Raw genomic sequence first — 19,137 nt, forward strand, 5'->3', positions numbered from 1 at the left:
CTTACTGTACTGGCAGGTCATTCCCGGGGGGTGCCAGGGTGCTTATCTCACTGGCGGGCGCACTCGCTTCGATAGAAGGCTGCTCAAAGGGGATAAGCCTCACCAGCACGCCCATCACCGGTGAGTCCAGATAGTGCAGTTCTGAACTACGCATCCGGCGGCTTTGGGTCAGGTCGAAACGCCGCAGTGGCTCATACCCACGCGCTTGAGAGGTCGACGCAGAATCAGGCATGGCCAGTATCTGCTCTTCCGCATTGCTGACGTAGTCATCGGGTATCTCGGTGGTGAGGCTCTGGAAGGGTTCAAACTCCGTCAGGCTCAAGCGTGTGCGGATATGCAGGTAGCGTTTCAGTGAAAAGCTGACTGAACCGGCCAGGGTCGGGCTAGCGCCGTAATAATCTCCACCCTCGATACGGATCCAGGGGGCACTGGAGGACTCAACCAGGGGTTGACGCCAGGCTTGGTGAAACAGCACCCGGTAGGCCTCACTCTTGTCGAGTCTTTCACGCTGGGTCGTCAGGGTAAATTGATCCGAAGGCAGAAGCATCAATGGTTTGTCCGGCGCCTGGTTTTTTTTCCCAGTTTCTTCCTCGCGGTTGAGCGGGGGCAGCAGGGGGCTGCCATCAGCCAGCAGGAGTTCGACCAGGGGGGCAGCTTCTTCCCCGGCAGCCACAGGGGGGGATAGCTCCATTGGTTGCTCCCGGTGCGGGTAGAGATCCTCCTCAAACGGGGACTCCGCTGCGAGACTGTTCTCCTCGCCTGCTTGGTACTCTTCACTCCAGATTTCATCGCTGTTGGGGTCGATGTGTTCAAAAACGATCATCTCCACCTGAAACCAGCGTTCCTCAGGCGCCTCATTGGCGGAAACACCGTTAGGGCTGAAATAAAACAGCGCGGCCGCCAAAAGGGCGGGCTTGAGAGTAAAGCGAGTCATCATGCGGTCAGCAGGCCCAGTAGTTGTTCGGTTTGTTGAAAGCGTTGTTCATAGCCATCCATATCCAGGTTGTATTTCAGCACAGTCGCCCCTTCAAGGCGATATTTCTGGGGCTGTGACTGGACCAGTTTCACAATGGTCAAGGGATCCACCCGGGGTTGGCTGGTGAACTCGATTCGTCCAGCGGAGGCTGAGGCTTCGATTTTACGGATCCCCCAGACACCCGCCTTGAGTTTCAGCTCGGTCAGGCGGAACAGGTACTTGGCCGGGTCAGGCAGTAACCCGAAGCGGTCGATCATCTCTACCTGCAACTCCCGGAGGGCGTCACTATCGGTCGCACTGGCGATGCGTTTATAGAGAATCAGGCGGCTATGAATATCCGTCACGTAATCGTCAGGAATCAGGGCCGGGACACGCAGGTTGATCTCGGGGCCCTGCTCGGGTTCGAGGTTGGTGTCCGGCGTCTCCCCGTTGCGTATTGAGGTGATCGCCCGATCGAGCATCTCCATATAGAGGGTGAAGCCGACGGTCTCAATCTGGCCGCTCTGGTCGTCACCCAGCAGCTCTCCGGCGCCCCGGATCTCGAGGTCGTGGGTGGCCAGGGTAAAGCCAGCACCCAGGTCCGATGCCAGTGAGATCGCCTCGAGGCGTTTCTGGGCGTCCTTGGTCAGGGCCTTGGGGGAGGGGGTCAGCAGATAAGCGTAAGCCTGGTGATGTGAACGTCCCACGCGACCCCGCAGCTGGTGCAGCTGGGCCAGCCCAAACTTGTCGGCCCGGTCGATGATGATGGTGTTGGCACTGGGAACGTCGATACCGGTCTCGATGATGGTGGTGCACACCAGCACATTGAAGCGCTTGTGATAGAAGTCCGACATCACCTGTTCGAGTTCGCGCTCGCGCATCTGTCCGTGGCCAATACCGATCCGCGCCTCGGGAACCAGTTCGGAGAGCTCACGGGTGACCCGCTCGATGCTCTTGACCTCATTATGCAGGTAATAGACCTGCCCGCCACGCAACAGCTCCCGCAGGATCGCCTCTTTGACCAATGAGGAATCCTGCTGACGGACAAAGGTATTGACCGACAGGCGGCGGGCAGGGGGGGTAGCGATGATCGATAGGTCCCGCAGGCTGGCCATGGCCATGTTCAGGGTGCGAGGAATCGGGGTGGCGGTCAGGGTCAGGATGTCAATCTCGGCTCGCAGCGCCTTGAGACGCTCCTTCTGGCGCACTCCGAAGCGGTGCTCCTCGTCGATGATCAGCAGGCCCAACTGCTTGAAGTGGACGTCGCCCTGCAGCAGCTTATGGGTGCCGATCAGGATATCCACCTTACCTTCACTGATCTTCTGCTGAATCTCCGCTACCTGCTTGGCGCTCTTGAAGCGGGACATCACCTCCACATTGACTGGCCAGTCGGCAAAACGGTCGCGGAAGCTCTCATAGTGCTGCTGGGCAAGGAGGGTGGTGGGTACCAGAATGGCGACCTGGCGGTTGCTCTGTACAGCCAGGAAAGCGGCCCGCATGGCCACCTCGGTTTTACCGAAGCCCACATCGCCGCACACCAGGCGATCCATCGGTTTTTTGCTCGCCATGTCCTCGATCACCGCGGCGATGGCAGATTGCTGGTCGGGGGTCTCCTCGAAGGGAAAGTCGGCGGCGAACATGCGGTAGCTGGTATCCGGCGGTGCAAAACGGAACCCTTCCCGGGCCGCGCGGCGTGCATAGATATCCAGCAGCTCAGCAGCAGCATCGCGGGCCTTTTCGGCAGCTTTGCGCTTTGCTTTTCCCCAGTGGTCGCTGCCCAGCTTATGCAGGGGGGCCAGGCCCTCTTCAGCGCCGCTGTAGCGGCTGATCAGGTGCAGTGAGGAAACCGGCACATAGAGCTTGGCCTCATTGGCGTAGAGCAGGGTCAGGAACTCGGCGGCCTGGCCATCAATTTCGATGGTCTGCAAGCCCTGGTAGCGGCCGACACCGTGATCGAGGTGCACTACGGGTGCGCCGATCTGCAACTCGGTGAGGTTACGTACCATGAGGTCGGACTGGTCCTGCTGCTGCTTGTCACGGCGCCTGCGCTGCATTACCCGCTGCCCAAACAGCTCACCCTCGGTCAGCAGTAAGATACCCGTCTGGGCGTGGAAGAACCCACCTTCGATGGGGGCTACTGTCATACCAAAGCGTTGATCGCTGGCACAGAAGGCTTGAAAACTGTCACTGGGTGCCGGCTTGATGGCGGCCCGGTTGAGCAGCTCAAGAAGTTGCTCCCTGCGCCCCGCTGACTCGCTGCAAAACAGGACCCGGGCGGGGGTTTCCTGCAAGAAAGCCTGCAAGCGTTGCAGAGGCGCCTCCTGATGAGGGTCAGCGGTCAGGTCTGGAGGTGGAAAAAAGCCGAAATCATGTGCACCTGCGCGGGACTCACTCGGCCCCTGTGTCGACATTATTCGCAGGTACTGCTTGGTGTGACGGTGGTACTCCTCCTCGGTCAGAAACACCTTATGGGGGGGCAGTAGTGGACGCTGCCGATCATAGCGGCGGCTCTCGTAGCGCTCGGCGACTTCACTCAGGAACTGATGGAGTTGCGCATCCACCCCCTCCAAACCGACGAATAGGGTCTCTTTGGGCAGGTAGTCAAAGAGGGTGGCGCACTGCTCGAAAAAGAGCGGCAGGTAGTACTCCACTCCCGCCGGGCTGATGCCCTGGTTGACGTCCATAAAGAGCGAGCAGTCCCGGTGATCCACATCGAAGTGTTCATGCCAGGCGTCCTTGAACTGCCGGATAGCGGACCGGGAGAGAGGAAACTCCTTGGCGGGGAGGAGCTTGATGCTGTCTACGCGGTCGATCGAACGCTGGGTTTCGGGATCAAAGGTGCGCAGGCTGTCGATCTCATCATCAAACAGGTCAATTCGGTAGGGGCACTGGCTACCCATGGGAAAGATGTCGAGGATAGAGCCACGAATTGCAAACTCACCGTGTTCATAAACCGTATCGACACAGCGGTAACCGGCATACTCCAACTCACGGCGACGCGCTTCAAGGTCGAGCCGCTCCCCCTCGCTGAGTACCAGACTGTTGCCCACCAGGTAATCCACTGGAGGAAGGCGGTGCATCAGGGTAGTCACCGAAACGATCATCACTCCGGTGGTCACCCTTGGCAACTGGTAGAGTGTCAGCAGGCGCTGGGAGATGATGTCCTGGTGGGGGGAGAAATGGTCGTAGGGCAGGGTTTCCCAGTCGGGAAAGGGCAAAATTTCCGCCTCCTGGCTGCCCTTCAGGAAAAACCCCAGCTGTTGCTCCAGTCGCTCAACGCTCGATGAGTCCGGAGTGACCACCAGTACCAGGCCTGGCTTTTGTGCGATGGCGGTAGCGATCGTCAGCCCCAGGGCGGCACCGTGCAACTCTCCCCAGTAGCGCTTTTCCGGGGCTTTGGCGGGGGTGGGCAGAGGGGAGGGTAATAGGCTGGCCATATTCAGGAATACCGGGTTACGGAGGGCGTTAAAAACGGGGAACGCATAGTACCAGTTAATAGACGCGAAATCAGTGCACAGGCAACCGCTTGCACAGCCCTAGGTATTGGTCGCGAAAATCCTAGAAATTACCCTTATATAGGCCTAAATGACGGTTGCGTTGATGGACGCTTGGCTAGATAATGGGCGCCCTTTTTTACCGTCATCAGCTAGCAAGGGGTGTACCCGTGACTCAGGAAACAATCAGCGGAAGTTTTGATAAGTGGAAAGCCCGTGAAGCCATCGCCGAGGCGATGATTCCCCTCATCGGCAAACTGTACCGCGATTACAACGTAGTGACCTCTATCTACGCTCGCGCGATTATCAACCGTTCGGTAATCGATATCATCAAGGCACACCGTTTTGTGCGCCAGATCGAGAGTCGTGGCCTTACCGTTGAGGATAGCTACCCCATCCTCAAGGCGCTCAGCGAAATGAACCTGGGGCCTGCCCGTATTGACCTCGGCAAGCTGGCGATCAAATACAAGACCCAGGGTGAAGGGCGCTCCGTCGAGGAGTTCCTGCGTACCGAGCTGGCCGATATCATCGACCAGAAGGGCAACGGCGTGAATGCCGGTGGCCAGGATGTGATTCTCTACGGTTTTGGCCGAATCGGGCGCCTGATGGCCCGCATCATGATCGAGCGCGCCGGCGGCGGTGACGGGATCAACCTGCGCGCCATTGTTGTGCGCAGGGGTAATGCCGCGGACGACCTGGCCAAGCGTGCCAGCCTGCTTCGCCGCGACTCCATCCACGGCTCCTTCCAGGGCACCCTGACCATTGATCACGAGAACGAATACATCATCGCCAACGGTAACCCGATCAAGGTGATCTACGCCAACTCCCCTGACTCCATCGATTACACCCAGTACGGTATCAAGGATGCGATCGTGGTGGATAACACCGGCGTGTGGCGTGATGAGGCGGGCCTCGGCCAGCACCTGAAGTCCAAAGGGGTGGCCAAGGTGATCCTGACCGCACCGGGCAAAGGTGATATTAAAAACATCGTCTATGGCGTCAATGACAGCCTGATCAGCGAAGACGACACCATCCTCTCAGCCGCTTCTTGCACCACCAATGCCATCACGCCGGTACTCAAGGCGATCAATGACGAGTATGGGGTTGAGTCTGGCCACGTTGAGACGGTTCATGCCTACACCAACGACCAGAACCTGATCGATAACTACCACAAGGGTGATCGTCGTGGTCGTGGCGCCGCTCTCAACATGGTCATCACCGAGACCGGTGCGGCCAAGGCGGTTGCCAAGGCGCTCCCCGAGCTGGCGGGCAAGTTGACCGGTAATGCGATCCGCGTACCCACCCCCAACGTCTCCATGGCGATCCTGAATCTTAACCTGGGCAAGAGCACTGATGTGGAGTCGCTCAACGACTTCCTGCGCCACACCTCACTCTACTCCGACCTGCAGAAGCAGATCGACTACGTGAAATCTCCCGAGGTGGTGTCCAGTGACTTTGTAGGCTCCCGCTACGCGGGCATCGTTGATGCCGAGGCTACCATCGTAAACGGCAATCGCTGTGTACTCTACGTCTGGTACGACAATGAGTTTGGCTACAGCTGCCAGGTAAACCGTATTCTTCAGCACCTGGCTGGGGTCAACTATCCGGCCTTTCCCAAGGCCTGATTTTTGAGCCACCCCAAAAAACCCGCTTCGGCGGGTTTTTTTATGCCCAGCCCCTGGACCAAAAAAATGTGAGAAGCGAAGCTGTCGTAGTTTTTTTTCTGCATCTACAGTACTTCGCAGGCATAGTTCCTGAGCGATTGCCATGCTGCAGAGCAATATCCGCCTAGTAGACTGCCGGGCGGGCAAAGAGGGGGGTAAATGCGGGTTTTTGCACGTGTTTCGGTCTTACACAAAGGTCTAAAAAACGCATAAATTCAGCAAGGTATGTAGCAAAAAAGGCCGTCGATCATTATAATTCTCGCGTTTTTAGTGCGGGGTTTGTGCTCGCTGGTTGCAATAACAACGATGCAACGCTAAAGAGTTCTGGCTTTTTCCTTAATTGCCGTCCTCCTCTATTTCGGGTCCTTCCTATACAGGAGAGGCCTGTATTGGCGTTCTGTATACGCATACCGGTCGAGCTGGCCTTTCGAATTTTAACCAGAAATAGGCGAGACGTATGATCAATATCAAACGGGGCCTGGATCTACCGATAGCGGGTGCTCCCAAGCAGAGTATCGAGCAGGGTAACGCGGTCAGTCGTGTTGCAGTGCTGGGTCCTGACTATGTGGGTATGAAGCCAAGCATGGCCGTTGCAGTCGGTGATCGTGTCAAACTAGGTCAAGTACTTTTCTCAGACAAGAAAACTCCCGGTGTTCACTACACTGCGCCGGCGGCCGGAGTGGTATCGGCGGTCAATCGTGGTGAGAAGCGAGTGCTGCTGTCGGTTGTCATTGACGTTGAGGGTGAAGAGGCAGAAACCTTCGCCAGCTACAGCGCTGATGAACTGGCTGGACTGAGCAGCGAGCAGGTCGAGCAGAACCTGATTGATTCAGGTCTCTGGAGCGCCCTGCGCACCCGTCCCTATTCCCGGACTCCGGAGCCGGGCAGCCGTCCCAACTCCATCTTTGTCACGGCTATGGACACACACCCCCTGGCCGCTGACCCCCAGGTGGTGATCGCCGAGCACGCCGAAGCGTTCTCCCAGGGATTGACCCTGCTGTCTCGTCTCGCACCAACGGTTTACCTGTGTAAAGCCCCCGGTGCCAACATCCCGGCTGGTCCCGCACAGGTCGAAGAGTTTTCAGGCCCCCATCCTGCCGGTCTGGCAGGCACCCACATCCACCACCTGGATCCGGTAGGGACCTCCAAGATGGTCTGGACCATCGGCTACCAGGATGTGATCGCCATCGCCAAGCTCTTTACCAGCGGTACACTGTTTACCGACCGAGTGGTGGCGCTGGCGGGTCCCCAGGCCAGTAACCCCCGTCTGGTTCGTACCCGCATCGGTGCTTCCCTTGAGCAGCTGACTGAAGGCGAGCAGTTGACGGGAAAAAATCGCGTTATTTCCGGCTCTGTTTTCGGTGGCCGCACCGCACGTGGCGGTCTGGCGTTCCTTGGCCGTTACCACAACCAGGTATCGGTTCTCCTCGAGGGCAACCACCGCGAACTGTTCGGCTGGCTCTCTCCCGGTGCCAAGAAGCACTCGGTGATGGGGATCTACCTCTCCAAGTTCGCCAGTTCCCTGAACCTGCCGTTCAACACCAATACCAATGGTAGCGAACGTGCCATGGTACCGATTGGGAACTACGAGAAAGTGATGCCCCTCGACATCCTGCCTACCCAGCTGCTCCGCGCGTTGATTGTCGGTGATACCGAAATTGCGCAGAAGCTGGGTTGCCTGGAGTTGGATGAAGAGGACCTGGCATTGTGCACATACGTGTGTGTGGGTAAGTACGAGTACGGCCCCATTCTGCGTGACAACCTTAACCGCATATTTATCGAGGGCTGATCAATGGGCTTACGAGCGTTTCTCGATAAGATCGAGCCGAATTTTGAAAAAGGTGGTAAGTATGAGAAGTGGTACGCCCTCTATGAGGCTGCGGACACCATCTTTTACTCTCCCTCCGCTGTCACCAAAAACAGTGCGCATGTGCGCGACGGGATTGACCTCAAGCGGGTCATGATCACCGTCTGGTTCTGCGTATTCCCTGCGATGTTTTACGGCATGTACAACGTTGGCCTGCAAGCCAACGGGGCCATGCAGGCACTGGGTGTTGCCGAAGCAGAAGGGTGGCGCGGTGCGCTGATCTCCCTGTTCGCTACCTACGACCCGACCAGCATCTGGGATAACCTGATTCACGGTGCGGCTTACTTCCTACCTATCTATATGACCGTCTTTATCATCGGTGGTATCTGGGAGGTACTGTTTGCCATGGTACGCGGTCACGAAGTGAACGAAGGTTTCTTTGTTACCTCCATCCTGTTTGCGCTGATCGTTCCACCGACTTTGCCTCTGTGGCAGGCGGCTCTGGGCATCACCTTTGGCGTGGTTATCGCCAAAGAGGTGTTTGGCGGTACCGGTAAGAACTTCATGAACCCTGCGTTGGCGGGTCGTGCCTTCCTGTTCTTTGCCTATCCTGCCGAAATCTCCGGTGATGCCGTCTGGACCGCCGTGGATGGCTTTAGTGGCGCGACCGCCCTGAGCCTGGCTGCCAGTGGCGGGGTTGAGCAGATCCTTGCCAACGGTATTACCTGGTGGGATGCCGCTGTCGGTAGCATCCAGGGATCCATTGGTGAAACCTCCTTCATTGCACTGACCCTGGGTGGTGTGGTGTTGATGGTGATGGGGATCGCCTCCTGGCGGATCGTTGCGGGTGTGATGATCGGCATGATCGCCACCTCCCTGCTGTTTAATCTCATCGGTTCCGAGAGCAACCCGCTGTTCGCCCTGCCGTGGCATTGGCACCTGGTGTTGGGTGGTTTTGCCTTTGGTATGTACTTCATGGCAACCGATCCCGTATCGGCGTCAATGACCAATACCGGAAAGCTCTACTTTGGTGCGCTTATCGGGGTCATGGTGGTGTTGATTCGTGTTGTGAACCCTGCCTTCCCTGAAGGCATGATGCTGGCGATTCTGTTCGCGAACCTGTTTGCACCGCTGATCGACCACTTCGTGGTTCAGGCTAACATCAAACGTCGGGAGGCTCGTACGAATGTCAGCTAATAACGACACAATTCAGAAAACGATTACGGTTACCGTGCTGCTGTGCCTGGTGTGCGCAGTGGTGGTAGCCGGGGCGGCGGTATTCCTGAAGCCGCTTCAGGAGAAGAACAAGCTGTTGGCCAAGCAGGAGTCGATTCTCAAGATCGCCGCCATCCCGTTTGAGCCCAAAGCGGTCAGCGAAACCTTCCAGACCGTTACCCAAAAGGTAGTGGACCTGCGTAGCGGCAAGTTTACCGATGAGGTTTCTGCAGCGAACTACGACCAGCGCTCTGCCGCCAAGAACCCCAGTATGTCACAGCCGCTTTCCGGGGCTGAGGATATTGCCAGCATCAAGCGTCGTGCCGATTTCGCCACTGTTTACCTGGTGGAGAAGGATGGTCAGGTTGAGAAGGTGATTCTGCCCGTCCACGGCTATGGACTCTGGTCCACCATGTACGGCTTCCTGGCGCTGGAAGGGGACACCAAGACCGTGGTGGGCTTCGGCTTCTACGATCAGGGGGAAACTCCCGGTCTGGGTGGTGAAGTCGATAACCCCCGCTGGACGGGTATCTGGCCTGGCAAGAAGGTTTTTGATGAAAACTTCAGTGTAAAGCTTGAGTTTCCGAAAACCGGTGCCGACCGCAACAGCCCGAACTACGATCATCAGATCGATGGTCTGGCCGGGGCTACCCTTACAACCCGCGGTGTTGAGAATCTGGTTAAATTCTGGCTGGGAGAGAGTGGCTTCGGTCCCTTCCTCGCCAACCTAAGAGCAGGGGAGGCTTGATATGTCCACTCCATCAGTAAAAGAGGTTCTGCTGAACCCGGTATTTGCCAACAATCCGATCGGTCTCCAGATTTTGGGTATCTGTTCGGCACTGGCGGTTACCAGTAGTCTGCAGGTTACTATTGTTATGTGTCTGGCGGTGATCGCTGTAACCGGTTTTTCAAACCTGTTCGTATCGATCATCCGCTCGCAGATGCCCAACAGCATCCGCATTATCTGCCAGATGACCATCATTGCTTCGCTGGTAATCGTGGTTGACCAGACCCTTAAGGCGTTTGCTTACGAAATCAGTAAGCAGCTGTCGGTATTTGTCGGCCTGATCATCACCAACTGCATCGTTATGGGTCGTGCGGAAGCCTTCGCCATGAAGAACCCGCCGTTCATCAGTTTCATCGATGGTATCGGTAACGGTCTTGGCTACAGTATCGTCCTGCTGGCAATGGCCTTCATTCGTGAGCTGTTCGGCGCCGGCAAGCTGTTCGGTGTTGCGATCCTGCCGACCGTCAACGACGGCGGCTGGTACGTACCCAACGGCATGCTGCTGCTGCCGCCCAGTGCGTTCTTCATCATTGCACTGCTGATCTGGGCACTGCGCACCTGGAAAACCGACCAGGTTGAGAGCCCGGACTTCACGATTGCACCCAATAGTAAAGCGACGGAGGCTGCGTAATCATGCTGGAGTATTACTTAAGCCTGTTCGTTAAGGCGATCTTTATCGAAAACATGGCTCTGGCCTTCTTCCTGGGGATGTGTACCTTCCTGGCGATCTCCAAGAAGATCCAGACCGCTATCGGCCTGGGTGTGGCGGTGGTTGTGGTCCTGACCATCACCGTTCCAGTCAACAACCTGATCTACACCTACCTGCTCAAAGATGGTGCTTTGGCCTGGGCGGGGCTGCCCGATGTTGACCTGAGCTTCCTGGGATTGCTCAGTTACATCGGCGTTATCGCCGCCCTGGTACAGATCCTCGAGATGGTGCTGGATAAATACGTACCTGCGCTTTACAACGCACTGGGTGTGTTCCTGCCCCTGATCACCGTGAACTGCGCCATCATGGCCGGTTCCCTGTTCATGGTGGAGCGTGATTACAACCTGGCTGAAAGCACCGTGTATGGCATGGGTGCAGGTATCGGCTGGGCACTTGCAATCGCTTCACTGGCGGGTATTCGCGAGAAGTTGAAGTACAGTGACATTCCTCACGGTATGCGCGGTCTGGGAATTACCTTCCTGACCGTTGGCCTTATGTCACTTGGCTTCATGTCCTTCTCTGGCATCCAACTCTAATGCGGGTAACGAACTATGTCTGAAATGGGTGTAATCATACTTGGCGTGGTCATGTTTACCGTCGTGGTGTTATCACTGGTGGCGGTGATTCTGGTAGCCCGCTCCAAGCTGGTCTCTGCTGGAGACGTGACCATCGAAATTAACGATGATCCGGAAAAAACGATCAAAACTGCCGGTGGCGGCAAGCTGCTACAGAGTCTTGCCGGTGAAGGCATCTTCCTCTCTTCCGCCTGTGGTGGCGGCGGAACCTGTGCTCAGTGCAAGTGCAAGGTCTTCGAAGGGGGTGGCTCCATGCTACCCACCGAGGAGTCCCACTTCACCAAGCGTGAAGCGGCCGAAGGCTGGCGACTCTCCTGCCAGGTTCCGGTCAAGCAGGATATGAAGATCGAGGTCGAAGAGGACGTATTTGGCGTCAAGAAGTGGGAGTGCACCGTGCGCTCCAACCACAACGTGGCGACCTTTATCAAGGAGCTGGTTCTGGAGCTTCCCGAGGGCGAGAACGTTGACTTCCGCGCCGGAGGTTACGTGCAGCTCGAATGTCCCCCCCATGAGGTGGATTACAAGGACTTCGATATCGAGAAGGAGTACCACCCCGACTGGGATAAGTTCAATATCTGGCAGTACAAGTCCAAGGTGACGGAAGACACCATCCGCGCGTACTCCATGGCGAACTATCCGGAGGAGAAGGGTATCGTCAAGTTCAATATCCGGATCGCTTCACCGCCTCCCGGTACGGACTTCCCTGCCGGAAAGATGTCCTCTTACGTCTTTAGCCTCAAGCCGGGTGACAAGATCACCGTGTACGGACCTTTTGGTGAGTTCTTCGCCAAGGAAACCGACAACGAGATGGTGTTTGTAGGTGGTGGTGCCGGTATGGCTCCCATGCGTTCACACATCTTCGATCAGCTCAAGCGGATCAAGACCGACCGTAAGATGTCCTTCTGGTACGGTGCCCGTAGCCTGCGTGAGATGTTCTACTCGGATGAGTTCGAGGGGCTGGCCAAAGAGAACCCGAACTTCTCCTTCAACGTGGCTCTGTCTGACCCGCAGCCGGAAGATAACTGGGAAGGTTATACCGGCTTCATCCACAACGTGCTGCTCGAGAACTATCTGAAGGACCACCCGGCTCCCGAAGATTGTGAGTTCTACATGTGTGGACCGCCCATGATGAACGCTGCCGTTATCAAGATGCTTGAAGATCTGGGTGTTGAGCCCGAAAACATTCTGCTTGATGACTTTGGTGGCTAGTTCCGCTCAGGGTAATGGATCAGCGGCTAAGCCGCTGATCAAGGCCCCCCGACATCTCATCGGGGGGCTTTTTCGGCCCGCTGTAGCGGTTGTGCTCTTCGCACAGCTGGCTATCGCGGGCTGCTCATTTGAGGAGGCCCCTGAGGTACGTGCCTTCGATGGCCATACCATGGGGACCACCTACCAGGTTAAATACGTTGCCGATCAGCCTGTCCAGGCGAGCGAGCTGCAGGCGGCGGCTGAACAAGCGCTGGACGATGTCAACCGGCGTATGTCGACCTACCGAGAGGACTCCGATCTGATGCGGTTTAACCGCCTGCCTGCTGGCGGCCAGGCCGTCGTCTCTGCGGACCTCGTCGAGCTGGTCCAGATCAGCCATTACCTGTCACGCATCAGCTCGGGTGCTTACGACGTCACCGTCGGGCCCCTGGTGAACCTCTGGGGGTTTGGCCCCGATAAGCGACCAACCAAAGAGCCCAGCGAGAGCGAGATCGAGCAGGCTAGGGCACGCATAGGCTACCAGTACCTGGAAGTGGGCAGTGACGGTGTTACCCTGACCAAACAGCGCGAGCTGTTCGTTGATCTCTCCTCCATAGCCAAAGGGTATGGGGTTGATCGGGTAGCGGCCGAGATCGAGGCCCTGGGTATCCAGAACTACCTGGTCGAGGTAGGAGGGGAGGTGCGCATGAAAGGGACCAAGCCCGGTAAGGTCAGCTGGCGCATCGGCGTGGAAAAGCCCTCGATGGGCGAGCGTGAGGCGACCCTTGTGATCAGCGCCGATAACAAGGGGATAGCGACCTCAGGGGACTACCGCAACTACTTCGAAGTGGACGGTAAGCGCTATTCGCATACCATCGACCCCCGCAGTGGCTACCCCATCGACCACAAGCTGGTCTCCGTCACCGTCGTGGATGACTCAACAGCGCTGGCCGACGGTTTGGCAACTATGTTCATGGCGCTGGGTCCAATAGAGGGTATGGAGGTCGCACTCAGGGAAAAGATCTCTGCACTCTTTATCGAGAAAGCGGGCGACGAGTTTCGCTATACCAGCACACCGGGCTTTCAGCCGTATGTGCTGAGTAAACCCGAATGAGGTAACTGATTATGATGATTTTTGTACTTACGTTTGTCGCCTTACTGGTCATAGTAACGGCCATGGCGCTGGGAGTAATCTTCGCCAACAAACCGATCAAAGGCTCTTGTGGAGGCCTGGGGGCGGTCGGAATCGAATCCACCTGCGAGATCTGTGGTGGTGACCCCAATAAATGTGAAGAGGAGCAGGTGAGCTCCGAATCTGCTGGCAGCGAAGATAAAGGCAAATTCTACGACGCAGCAAAATAAGCAACACTGTACGAAAAATAACAGGGTCGGTGCTCACGCAGCGCTGACACGAACAGGTTCGACTAGGTGATCAGGGAGTTCCCGGATGGGTGTTAAGAATTACGACGTAGTGGTATTGGGGTCAGGGCCAGCGGGTGAGGGGGCTGCAATCAATGCAGTCAAGCTTGGCAAGCGGGTGGCAGTAATAGAGATGGCTCCTATGTTGGGGGGCAACTGTACCCATCTGGGCACTATCCCCTCGAAGGCCTTGCGTAACTCGGTCAAGCAGATCATCACCTTCAACACCAACCCCATGTTCCGGGAGATTGGTGAACCCCGTTGGTTCAGCTTCCCCAACGTCTTGCGCAGCGCCGAGAAGGTGATCGGAAAGCAGGTCAAATCACGCACCAGCTACTATGCCCGTAATCGGGTTGACATCTATTTCGGGCGCGGCAGTTTCGTCGATGCCAATACCATCGAAGTGATCGAGCGCAACGGCAGTGTCGAGCGGCTGCACACCGAAAAAGTGGTGATTGCTACCGGGTCTCATCCTTACCGACCCGCTGATATCGACTTTAACCACAGCCGTATCTACGACAGCGATACTATTCTTAAGCTCAAGCACACTCCCCGCCGACTGATAATCTATGGGGCCGGGGTCATTGGCTGTGAGTACGCCTCTATTTTCAGCGGCCTCGGGGTCAAGGTTGACCTCATCGACACCCGCGATAAGCTGCTCTCATTCCTCGATACAGAGATCTCCGATGCACTGAGCTACCACCTTCGTAATATTGGTGTAATGGTGCGCCACGACGAAGAGTACAGCAAAGTGGAGGCCTTTGATGACGGCGTGGTGATGCACCTGCGTTCGGGCAAGAAGGTCAAAGGGGATGCCTTGCTATGGGCCAATGGCCGCTCCGGTAATACCCAGGGGCTGGGGCTTGAAAACATCGGCCTTGAAGCCAACTCTCGCGGCCAGCTTGAGGTGGACCAGAACTACAGAACCAAGGTCGAGTCGGTCTATGCGGCCGGTGATGTCATCGGCTGGCCAAGCCTGGCAAGCGCTGCCTTTGACCAGGGTCGCTCTGCGTCGGGCAACGCCAGCAGCGAAGATGAGTGGCGGTTTGTTGATGATGTGCCCACCGGTATCTATACGATTCCTGAAATCAGCTCTTTGGGTAAAACCGAAAAGGAGCTCACCGATGCCAAGATTCCCTATGAGGTAGGGCGGGCTTACTTCAGCGCCATGGCAAGGGCACAAATCTCCAACGAGCCGGTGGGCATGTTGAAAATCCTTTTCCACGTTGAGACGCTGGAGATCCTCGGCATTCACTGCTTTGGGGATCAGGCCTCAGAGATTATCCATATCGGGCAAGCCATCATGAACCAGCCGGGGGAGGGCAACACCCTGCGCTATTTCGTGAATACCACTTTCAACTACCCGACGATGGCAGAGACCTATCGGGTAGCCGCCCTGGATGGACTCAACCGCCTTTTCTAGAGGGTAAACATGTGTGAAAAAAAGGCCGCGGAAGCGGCCTTTTTTATAGCACCAGTTAGTTCGAACGAGCCTTTTTGTGCAAAACGCTGTGCAACACTCGATCACCTTCAAAGTAGACGCTGAAGTTTTCGTAACGCCAGGTGGTAATGGGGGGCGAGCCGACTGTGCTTTGGCTTTGGGGAGCGCCATAGGCCTGTTCAACGGCCTGCATGGTTTCACCCGCCTGGGGGCGAGCCATATCAGCGAGTTCCGGGCTTTGTTGGCCAATATCCACCCGAATCTGCTCGGCAAGCACCATGGGGGTTGATGCCAAAAGGGCGGTCAATAATAGAGTTTTTTTCATTTTTGATCCTGTTCGGCTTGAGTGACATGGTGGCGCCTCAAGAGTGCCTGGTACTGAATGATGTGCCTGGCCAGTAACTGCCGGTCAGGCTCGGTTATCTCTTCGAATATAATACTGTGTCGATAGCCTCCATCCTGCGCGATACTTTCGAGAACGCGGCCCGTGGCCATAATGCCCGCGTAGGAGGGGAAAAGGGTAAGCTTCATGGCCAGGTATTGGCTAGGAGCGAAGGAGGTGTCCGTGATGATGGAGATTCCCCCCTCGCTGAGGTCGGCCTCTACCAACTCCGGATTGGTACTGTTAAAACTGATAGCTGAGACCATACGGCTTAACAGCTGAATCCGCTTATCAATGCTTTTCAGGTACTGCGATACCAGTCGGTTGTCCTCGTGGATGGCACGAAGAATATGCTGGGACTCGGTTTCAATTGACTGGATTTCGCTGGCGAGCGAGAAGGCTTCGCCGGTGTGCTGATAGGGGAACCCACTCTCCTTCGGGTGAAGCGGGAGATCAATCAGCTGATACTCCAATGCCACCTTATCGGTAATGCGGAAAAAATTGCGCCTCTCATCCTGATCCACTCTCTGTTTCCTCCGCCTAACCTAGGCAAACATACCAACTTACTTTAATATTTTAGCCTTTCAAATGAAAGGCGAAAGCCGGACCCCATCGGATGTTCAAACCCCTACCGCTGTTCGTTGGCCTGCGTTACACGCGCGCCAAGCGACGCAATCATTTTATCTCCTTTATTTCACTCACCTCCATGACCGGGTTAACACTGGGGGTGATGGTGCTGATTGTCGTCCTTTCTGTAATGAACGGTTTCGATCGCGAGCTCAAGCAGCGAATTCTGGGCATGGTGCCCCACGCCACGATCAGTGCCGCCTACGGTAGCATCCCGGATTGGCAAACGCTGGTAAACCAGGTTGAGCAACATGAAGGGGTCCTCAAGGCAGCCCCCTTTATCAACAATCAGGGCATGCTCAGCGCCGGAGGACGGGTGAAAGGGGCATTGATCTACGGGGTTGAGCCGGCCTACGAGAAGCAGGTATCCATCGTTGAAAAGCATATTAAAAGCGGCTCACTGGATCAGCTCAAGGGAGGCGAGTTCGGGATCATCCTTGGCGATATCCTTGCACGCCAGCTGGGACTAAGCACGGGTGACAAGGTAACGCTGGTACTGCCTGAGGCCACCACCAGCCCTGCAGGCGTTTTTCCTCGCCTGAAGCGGTTTACCCTGCTGTCCACCTTTGCCGTCGGCGCCGAGCTGGACAGCAACCTGGCCATGATCCACATAGAAGATGCGGCACGCCTGAAGCGCCTTGATGGCGGTGTCGAGGGCATCCGACTGTTGACCGATAACCTGTTCGAGGCTCCGCGCCTGGCCTGGGAGGTGGCTAACAGCCTACCGGGCCGTTATTACGTTCGGGACTGGACCCGCACCCACGGTAGCCTCTTTCAGGCGATCAAAATGGAAAAAACCATGGTGGGCTTGCTGCTGACCCTGATCATTGCCGTGGCGGCATTCAACATAGTGGCCACTCTGGTGATGGTGGTGACCGACAAACAGGCCGATATTGCTATTTTGCGTACCTTTGGCGCTACGGCCAGTACCATCATGGGGGTCTTCATGGTTCAGGGGGCGGTGATCGGTGTCTTCGGCACCCTGTTGGGCGTGCTGCTGGGGGTGCTGATTGCCCCTAATGTGCCCGAACTGGTCGGTGCGCTGGAGAGCCTGTTGGGAACCCAGTTTCTCAGTTCCGACGTCTATTTCATTAGCTACCTCCCTTCGCAGCTGGAGTGGTCCGATGTCGGCATGGTGGCCTCGGCTGGCCTGGTGATGAGCTTCCTGGCCACCCTCTATCCCGCTTACCGGGCCTCCAAAACTGAACCGGCCGAGGCGTTGCGCTATGAGTGATCAGGTTGTGGTACTTGAGTGTTCCGAACTCGAGAAAGTATACCAGGAGGGCCCCCAGGCTGTACGCGTCCTCAAAGGGATCAACCTGACTCTTTATGCAGGTGAGCGTATCTCAATTATAGGGTCCTCAGGTTCTGGCAAGAGTACCCTGCTCAACCTGCTGGCCGGGCTGGACAGCCCAACCAGGGGGCAGGTGTCGATTCAGCGCCAAAGCCTTAACCAGCTCAGTGATAACGCCAAGTCTGAACTGAGAAATCGCTGCATGGGCTTCGTCTACCAGTTCCACCACCTGCTACCGGAGTTCAGCGCACTGGAAAACGTGGCCATGCCCCTGTTGCTGCGCAAGGGTTGCACCGTTGCCGAGGCCCGCGAGCGCGCACAGTCATTGTTGGAGCGGGTCGGGTTGGCGCAGAGGGTCGCCCACAAGCCAGCAGAGCTTTCCGGTGGCGAGCGGCAGCGGGTAGCCATCGCGCGGGCGTTGGTTACCGAACCCGCAGTCGTGCTTCTGGATGAGCCGACAGGCAATCTTGATCAACACACGGCACAACAGATCCATAGCCTGATTCAGGAGCTGAGCCAGCAGCTCAAGACCGCCTTTATCATGGTGACTCACGACCTGGAACTGGCGCGCAGCATGGATAAAACCTACCAGCTCAATGATGGGGCGCTTGAGGTGATTTAGCGGGTCTGTAAGGGGGACTCCGAGTACTGCGGGCCTTCAGCTGAAGATGGGCTCAGCTGTTGTAGGTGGCGGGATCAATCCACAAACCCAGTGAGCGCTTATCGATCCGTTTGCTGGTCCCTACTATCTGGTAGCGGAAGACAACCGTATCTCCAATCTTCACATCCAGTACCTCGTCGGCACTCAGGTAACTGTACTCCTCCCCATCAACGGTCAGGGTGTGAATGAAGTAGTCAGGCATACCCAGCCATTCACGGTGAGGGCCATCAGTTTCGATGCTGGTCAGCTCTCCTCGAGCTTGCTGCTTCTGAGGGCGGCGAGAAAAATTTCTACGATTCATGAGCTCGTTTACTCCTTGGTGTCGGTGTTGCGGCTACGACGCATTTGGCGTGCTCGCCAGCTTCTCCCGACAGACCAACGCCAGTAGAAACGAATGACAAAATAGCAAAAGGCGCCCAGCAGAAGCCCCGTAAGCATAGATCCCGCGAGCAGAGGCTCCCAGATCGCACTGAGCTCTCCCTCAACCCACTGGGGAGTCATCTCAAACGGGACCTCGCGTATGGGCGTATCAAGCAGGTAGCAGCCGACTTTGTAAGTGAAATAAAAGATAGCGGGCATGGTCAGTGGATTGGTGATCCAGACCAGGGCCACGGAAAGGGGGAGGTTGCAGCGAACGATCACGGCGAGCGTTGCAGCAGCCACCATCTGGAAAGGAATCGGCAAGAAGGCGCAGAAAATGCCTACAAAAAATGCAGCCGCGGCTGATCGTCGGTTCAGGTGCCAGAGGTTAGGATCGTGGATCCTGTGCCCAAGAAAACTAAGGTAACGGTTCCCCTTTATGGAGTGCGGGTGAGGAAGATACCGTTTGATTAGTTTACGTGGCATACAAAAATGCTGGCAGAGTCCACAGAAGGCCCACATTATGCCTGTATTTAGTTAGGTTCTCTAGCGATGCAAA

At 56.6% G+C, this 19,137-nt stretch carries 18 protein-coding genes; 12 read left to right on the forward strand and 6 right to left on the reverse strand.

Translation table 11 applies throughout. The features are described 5' to 3' along the window. Position 1: 1 nt before the first annotated feature. Both D0544_RS06055 and mfd read right to left on the reverse strand, forming a co-directional pair. A complete protein-coding gene (locus tag D0544_RS06055; RefSeq protein ID WP_125015094.1) occupies positions 2-937 on the reverse strand; it encodes a CsiV family protein in 936 nt (311 codons plus the stop codon). Next, positions 934-4,392, reverse strand: a complete 3,459-nt coding sequence (gene mfd / locus D0544_RS06060; RefSeq protein WP_125015095.1) for a transcription-repair coupling factor — start codon at positions 4,390-4,392, stop codon at positions 934-936. Before mfd ends, D0544_RS06055 begins: the two co-directional genes overlap by 4 nt. 227 nt (positions 4,393-4,619) lie before the next feature. On the opposite strand from mfd, the gene D0544_RS06065 reads away from it, so the two are divergent. The 10 genes from D0544_RS06065 to sthA all read left to right on the forward strand — a co-directional run bounded on the left by D0544_RS06065 (position 4,620) and on the right by sthA (position 15,236). Beyond that, positions 4,620-6,074, forward strand: coding sequence for a glyceraldehyde-3-phosphate dehydrogenase (locus D0544_RS06065; RefSeq protein WP_243647251.1), 1,455 nt, complete (start codon positions 4,620-4,622; stop codon positions 6,072-6,074). A 496-nt stretch (positions 6,075-6,570) separates the two neighbouring features. Beyond that, positions 6,571-7,902 (forward strand): Na(+)-translocating NADH-quinone reductase subunit A, encoded by a 1,332-nt coding sequence (locus tag D0544_RS06070; RefSeq protein ID WP_125015097.1) that lies wholly within the window; start codon positions 6,571-6,573, stop codon positions 7,900-7,902. Between the two features lie 3 nt (positions 7,903-7,905). Continuing rightward, the gene (locus D0544_RS06075; protein WP_125015098.1) at positions 7,906-9,117 is read left to right on the forward strand and encodes an NADH:ubiquinone reductase (Na(+)-transporting) subunit B; all 1,212 of its coding nucleotides are present in this window, start codon (positions 7,906-7,908) and stop codon (positions 9,115-9,117) included. Continuing rightward, a complete protein-coding gene (locus tag D0544_RS06080; RefSeq protein WP_125015099.1) occupies positions 9,107-9,883 on the forward strand; it encodes a Na(+)-translocating NADH-quinone reductase subunit C in 777 nt (258 codons plus the stop codon). Before D0544_RS06075 ends, D0544_RS06080 begins: the two co-directional genes overlap by 11 nt. Position 9,884: 1 nt before the next feature. Next, positions 9,885-10,553, forward strand: a complete 669-nt coding sequence (locus tag D0544_RS06085) for an NADH:ubiquinone reductase (Na(+)-transporting) subunit D (protein WP_125015100.1) — start codon at positions 9,885-9,887, stop codon at positions 10,551-10,553. Between the two features lie 2 nt (positions 10,554-10,555). After that, complete coding sequence (nqrE, locus tag D0544_RS06090; protein WP_207905775.1) at positions 10,556-11,167, forward strand: NADH:ubiquinone reductase (Na(+)-transporting) subunit E; 612 nt, start codon at positions 10,556-10,558, stop codon at positions 11,165-11,167. A gap of 15 nt (positions 11,168-11,182) precedes the next feature. Continuing rightward, entirely contained in the window at positions 11,183-12,415 is a 1,233-nt protein-coding gene (gene nqrF / locus D0544_RS06095) for an NADH:ubiquinone reductase (Na(+)-transporting) subunit F (RefSeq protein ID WP_207905776.1), read from the forward strand. A gap of 91 nt (positions 12,416-12,506) precedes the next feature. Next, complete coding sequence (locus D0544_RS06100; RefSeq protein ID WP_207905777.1) at positions 12,507-13,508, forward strand: FAD:protein FMN transferase; 1,002 nt, start codon at positions 12,507-12,509, stop codon at positions 13,506-13,508. A gap of 11 nt (positions 13,509-13,519) precedes the next feature. Then, positions 13,520-13,756, forward strand: coding sequence for a (Na+)-NQR maturation NqrM (gene nqrM, locus D0544_RS06105; RefSeq protein WP_125015102.1), 237 nt, complete (start codon positions 13,520-13,522; stop codon positions 13,754-13,756). A gap of 85 nt (positions 13,757-13,841) precedes the next feature. Further along, entirely contained in the window at positions 13,842-15,236 is a 1,395-nt protein-coding gene (gene sthA / locus D0544_RS06110; RefSeq protein WP_125015103.1) for a Si-specific NAD(P)(+) transhydrogenase, read from the forward strand. A 55-nt stretch (positions 15,237-15,291) separates the two neighbouring features. Here sthA and D0544_RS06115 read toward each other — a convergent pair whose 3' ends face one another. Both D0544_RS06115 and D0544_RS06120 read right to left on the reverse strand, forming a co-directional pair. Further along, positions 15,292-15,579: a hypothetical protein gene (locus D0544_RS06115; protein ID WP_125015104.1), complete on the reverse strand. Its 288-nt coding sequence runs from the start codon at positions 15,577-15,579 to the stop codon at positions 15,292-15,294. After that, positions 15,576-16,160 (reverse strand): PilZ domain-containing protein, encoded by a 585-nt coding sequence (locus D0544_RS06120; RefSeq protein WP_125015105.1) that lies wholly within the window; start codon positions 16,158-16,160, stop codon positions 15,576-15,578. The genes D0544_RS06115 and D0544_RS06120 overlap by 4 nt, the downstream gene beginning before the upstream one ends. Before the next feature lie 92 nt (positions 16,161-16,252). Between D0544_RS06120 and D0544_RS06125 the strand changes: the two genes are divergently transcribed. After that, positions 16,253-17,497 carry a lipoprotein-releasing ABC transporter permease subunit gene (locus D0544_RS06125; RefSeq protein WP_125015106.1) on the forward strand — a complete coding sequence of 415 codons (1,245 nt, stop codon included), beginning with the start codon at positions 16,253-16,255 and terminating at the stop codon, positions 17,495-17,497. Further along, positions 17,490-18,179: a lipoprotein-releasing ABC transporter ATP-binding protein LolD gene (gene lolD / locus D0544_RS06130; RefSeq protein ID WP_125015107.1), complete on the forward strand. Its 690-nt coding sequence runs from the start codon at positions 17,490-17,492 to the stop codon at positions 18,177-18,179. The genes D0544_RS06125 and lolD overlap by 8 nt, the downstream gene beginning before the upstream one ends. Before the next feature lie 52 nt (positions 18,180-18,231). On the opposite strand, the gene D0544_RS06135 is transcribed toward lolD, so the two are convergent. Continuing rightward, entirely contained in the window at positions 18,232-18,519 is a 288-nt protein-coding gene (locus tag D0544_RS06135; protein WP_125015108.1) for a hypothetical protein, read from the reverse strand. A gap of 8 nt (positions 18,520-18,527) precedes the next feature. Then, positions 18,528-19,064 carry a DUF2062 domain-containing protein gene (locus D0544_RS06140; RefSeq protein WP_125015109.1) on the reverse strand — a complete coding sequence of 179 codons (537 nt, stop codon included), beginning with the start codon at positions 19,062-19,064 and terminating at the stop codon, positions 18,528-18,530. Positions 19,065-19,137: the final 73 nt, after the last annotated feature.

The sequence above is a fragment of the Aestuariirhabdus litorea genome, assembly GCF_003864255.1.
GTDB lineage: Bacteria > Pseudomonadota > Gammaproteobacteria > Pseudomonadales > Aestuariirhabdaceae > Aestuariirhabdus > Aestuariirhabdus litorea.

Bases quoted from the DNA above. Each gene is read 5' to 3' on its own strand.
- D0544_RS06055 (WP_125015094.1), bottom strand. From the start codon at position 937: ATGATGACTCGCTTTACTCTCAAGCCCGCCCTTTTGGCGGCCGCGCTG.
- mfd (WP_125015095.1), bottom strand. From the start codon at position 4,392: ATGGCCAGCCTATTACCCTCCCCTCTGCCCACCCCCGCCAAAGCCCCG.
- D0544_RS06070 (WP_125015097.1), top strand. From the start codon at position 6,571: ATGATCAATATCAAACGGGGCCTGGATCTACCGATAGCGGGTGCTCCC.
- D0544_RS06075 (WP_125015098.1), top strand. From the start codon at position 7,906: ATGGGCTTACGAGCGTTTCTCGATAAGATCGAGCCGAATTTTGAAAAA.
- D0544_RS06080 (WP_125015099.1), top strand. From the start codon at position 9,107: ATGTCAGCTAATAACGACACAATTCAGAAAACGATTACGGTTACCGTG.
- D0544_RS06085 (WP_125015100.1), top strand. From the start codon at position 9,885: ATGTCCACTCCATCAGTAAAAGAGGTTCTGCTGAACCCGGTATTTGCC.
- nqrE (WP_207905775.1), top strand. From the start codon at position 10,556: ATGCTGGAGTATTACTTAAGCCTGTTCGTTAAGGCGATCTTTATCGAA.
- nqrF (WP_207905776.1), top strand. From the start codon at position 11,183: ATGTCTGAAATGGGTGTAATCATACTTGGCGTGGTCATGTTTACCGTC.
- nqrM (WP_125015102.1), top strand. From the start codon at position 13,520: ATGATGATTTTTGTACTTACGTTTGTCGCCTTACTGGTCATAGTAACG.
- sthA (WP_125015103.1), top strand. From the start codon at position 13,842: ATGGGTGTTAAGAATTACGACGTAGTGGTATTGGGGTCAGGGCCAGCG.
- D0544_RS06115 (WP_125015104.1), bottom strand. From the start codon at position 15,579: ATGAAAAAAACTCTATTATTGACCGCCCTTTTGGCATCAACCCCCATG.
- D0544_RS06125 (WP_125015106.1), top strand. From the start codon at position 16,253: ATGTTCAAACCCCTACCGCTGTTCGTTGGCCTGCGTTACACGCGCGCC.
- lolD (WP_125015107.1), top strand. From the start codon at position 17,490: ATGAGTGATCAGGTTGTGGTACTTGAGTGTTCCGAACTCGAGAAAGTA.
- D0544_RS06135 (WP_125015108.1), bottom strand. From the start codon at position 18,519: ATGAATCGTAGAAATTTTTCTCGCCGCCCTCAGAAGCAGCAAGCTCGA.
- D0544_RS06140 (WP_125015109.1), bottom strand. From the start codon at position 19,064: ATGCCACGTAAACTAATCAAACGGTATCTTCCTCACCCGCACTCCATA.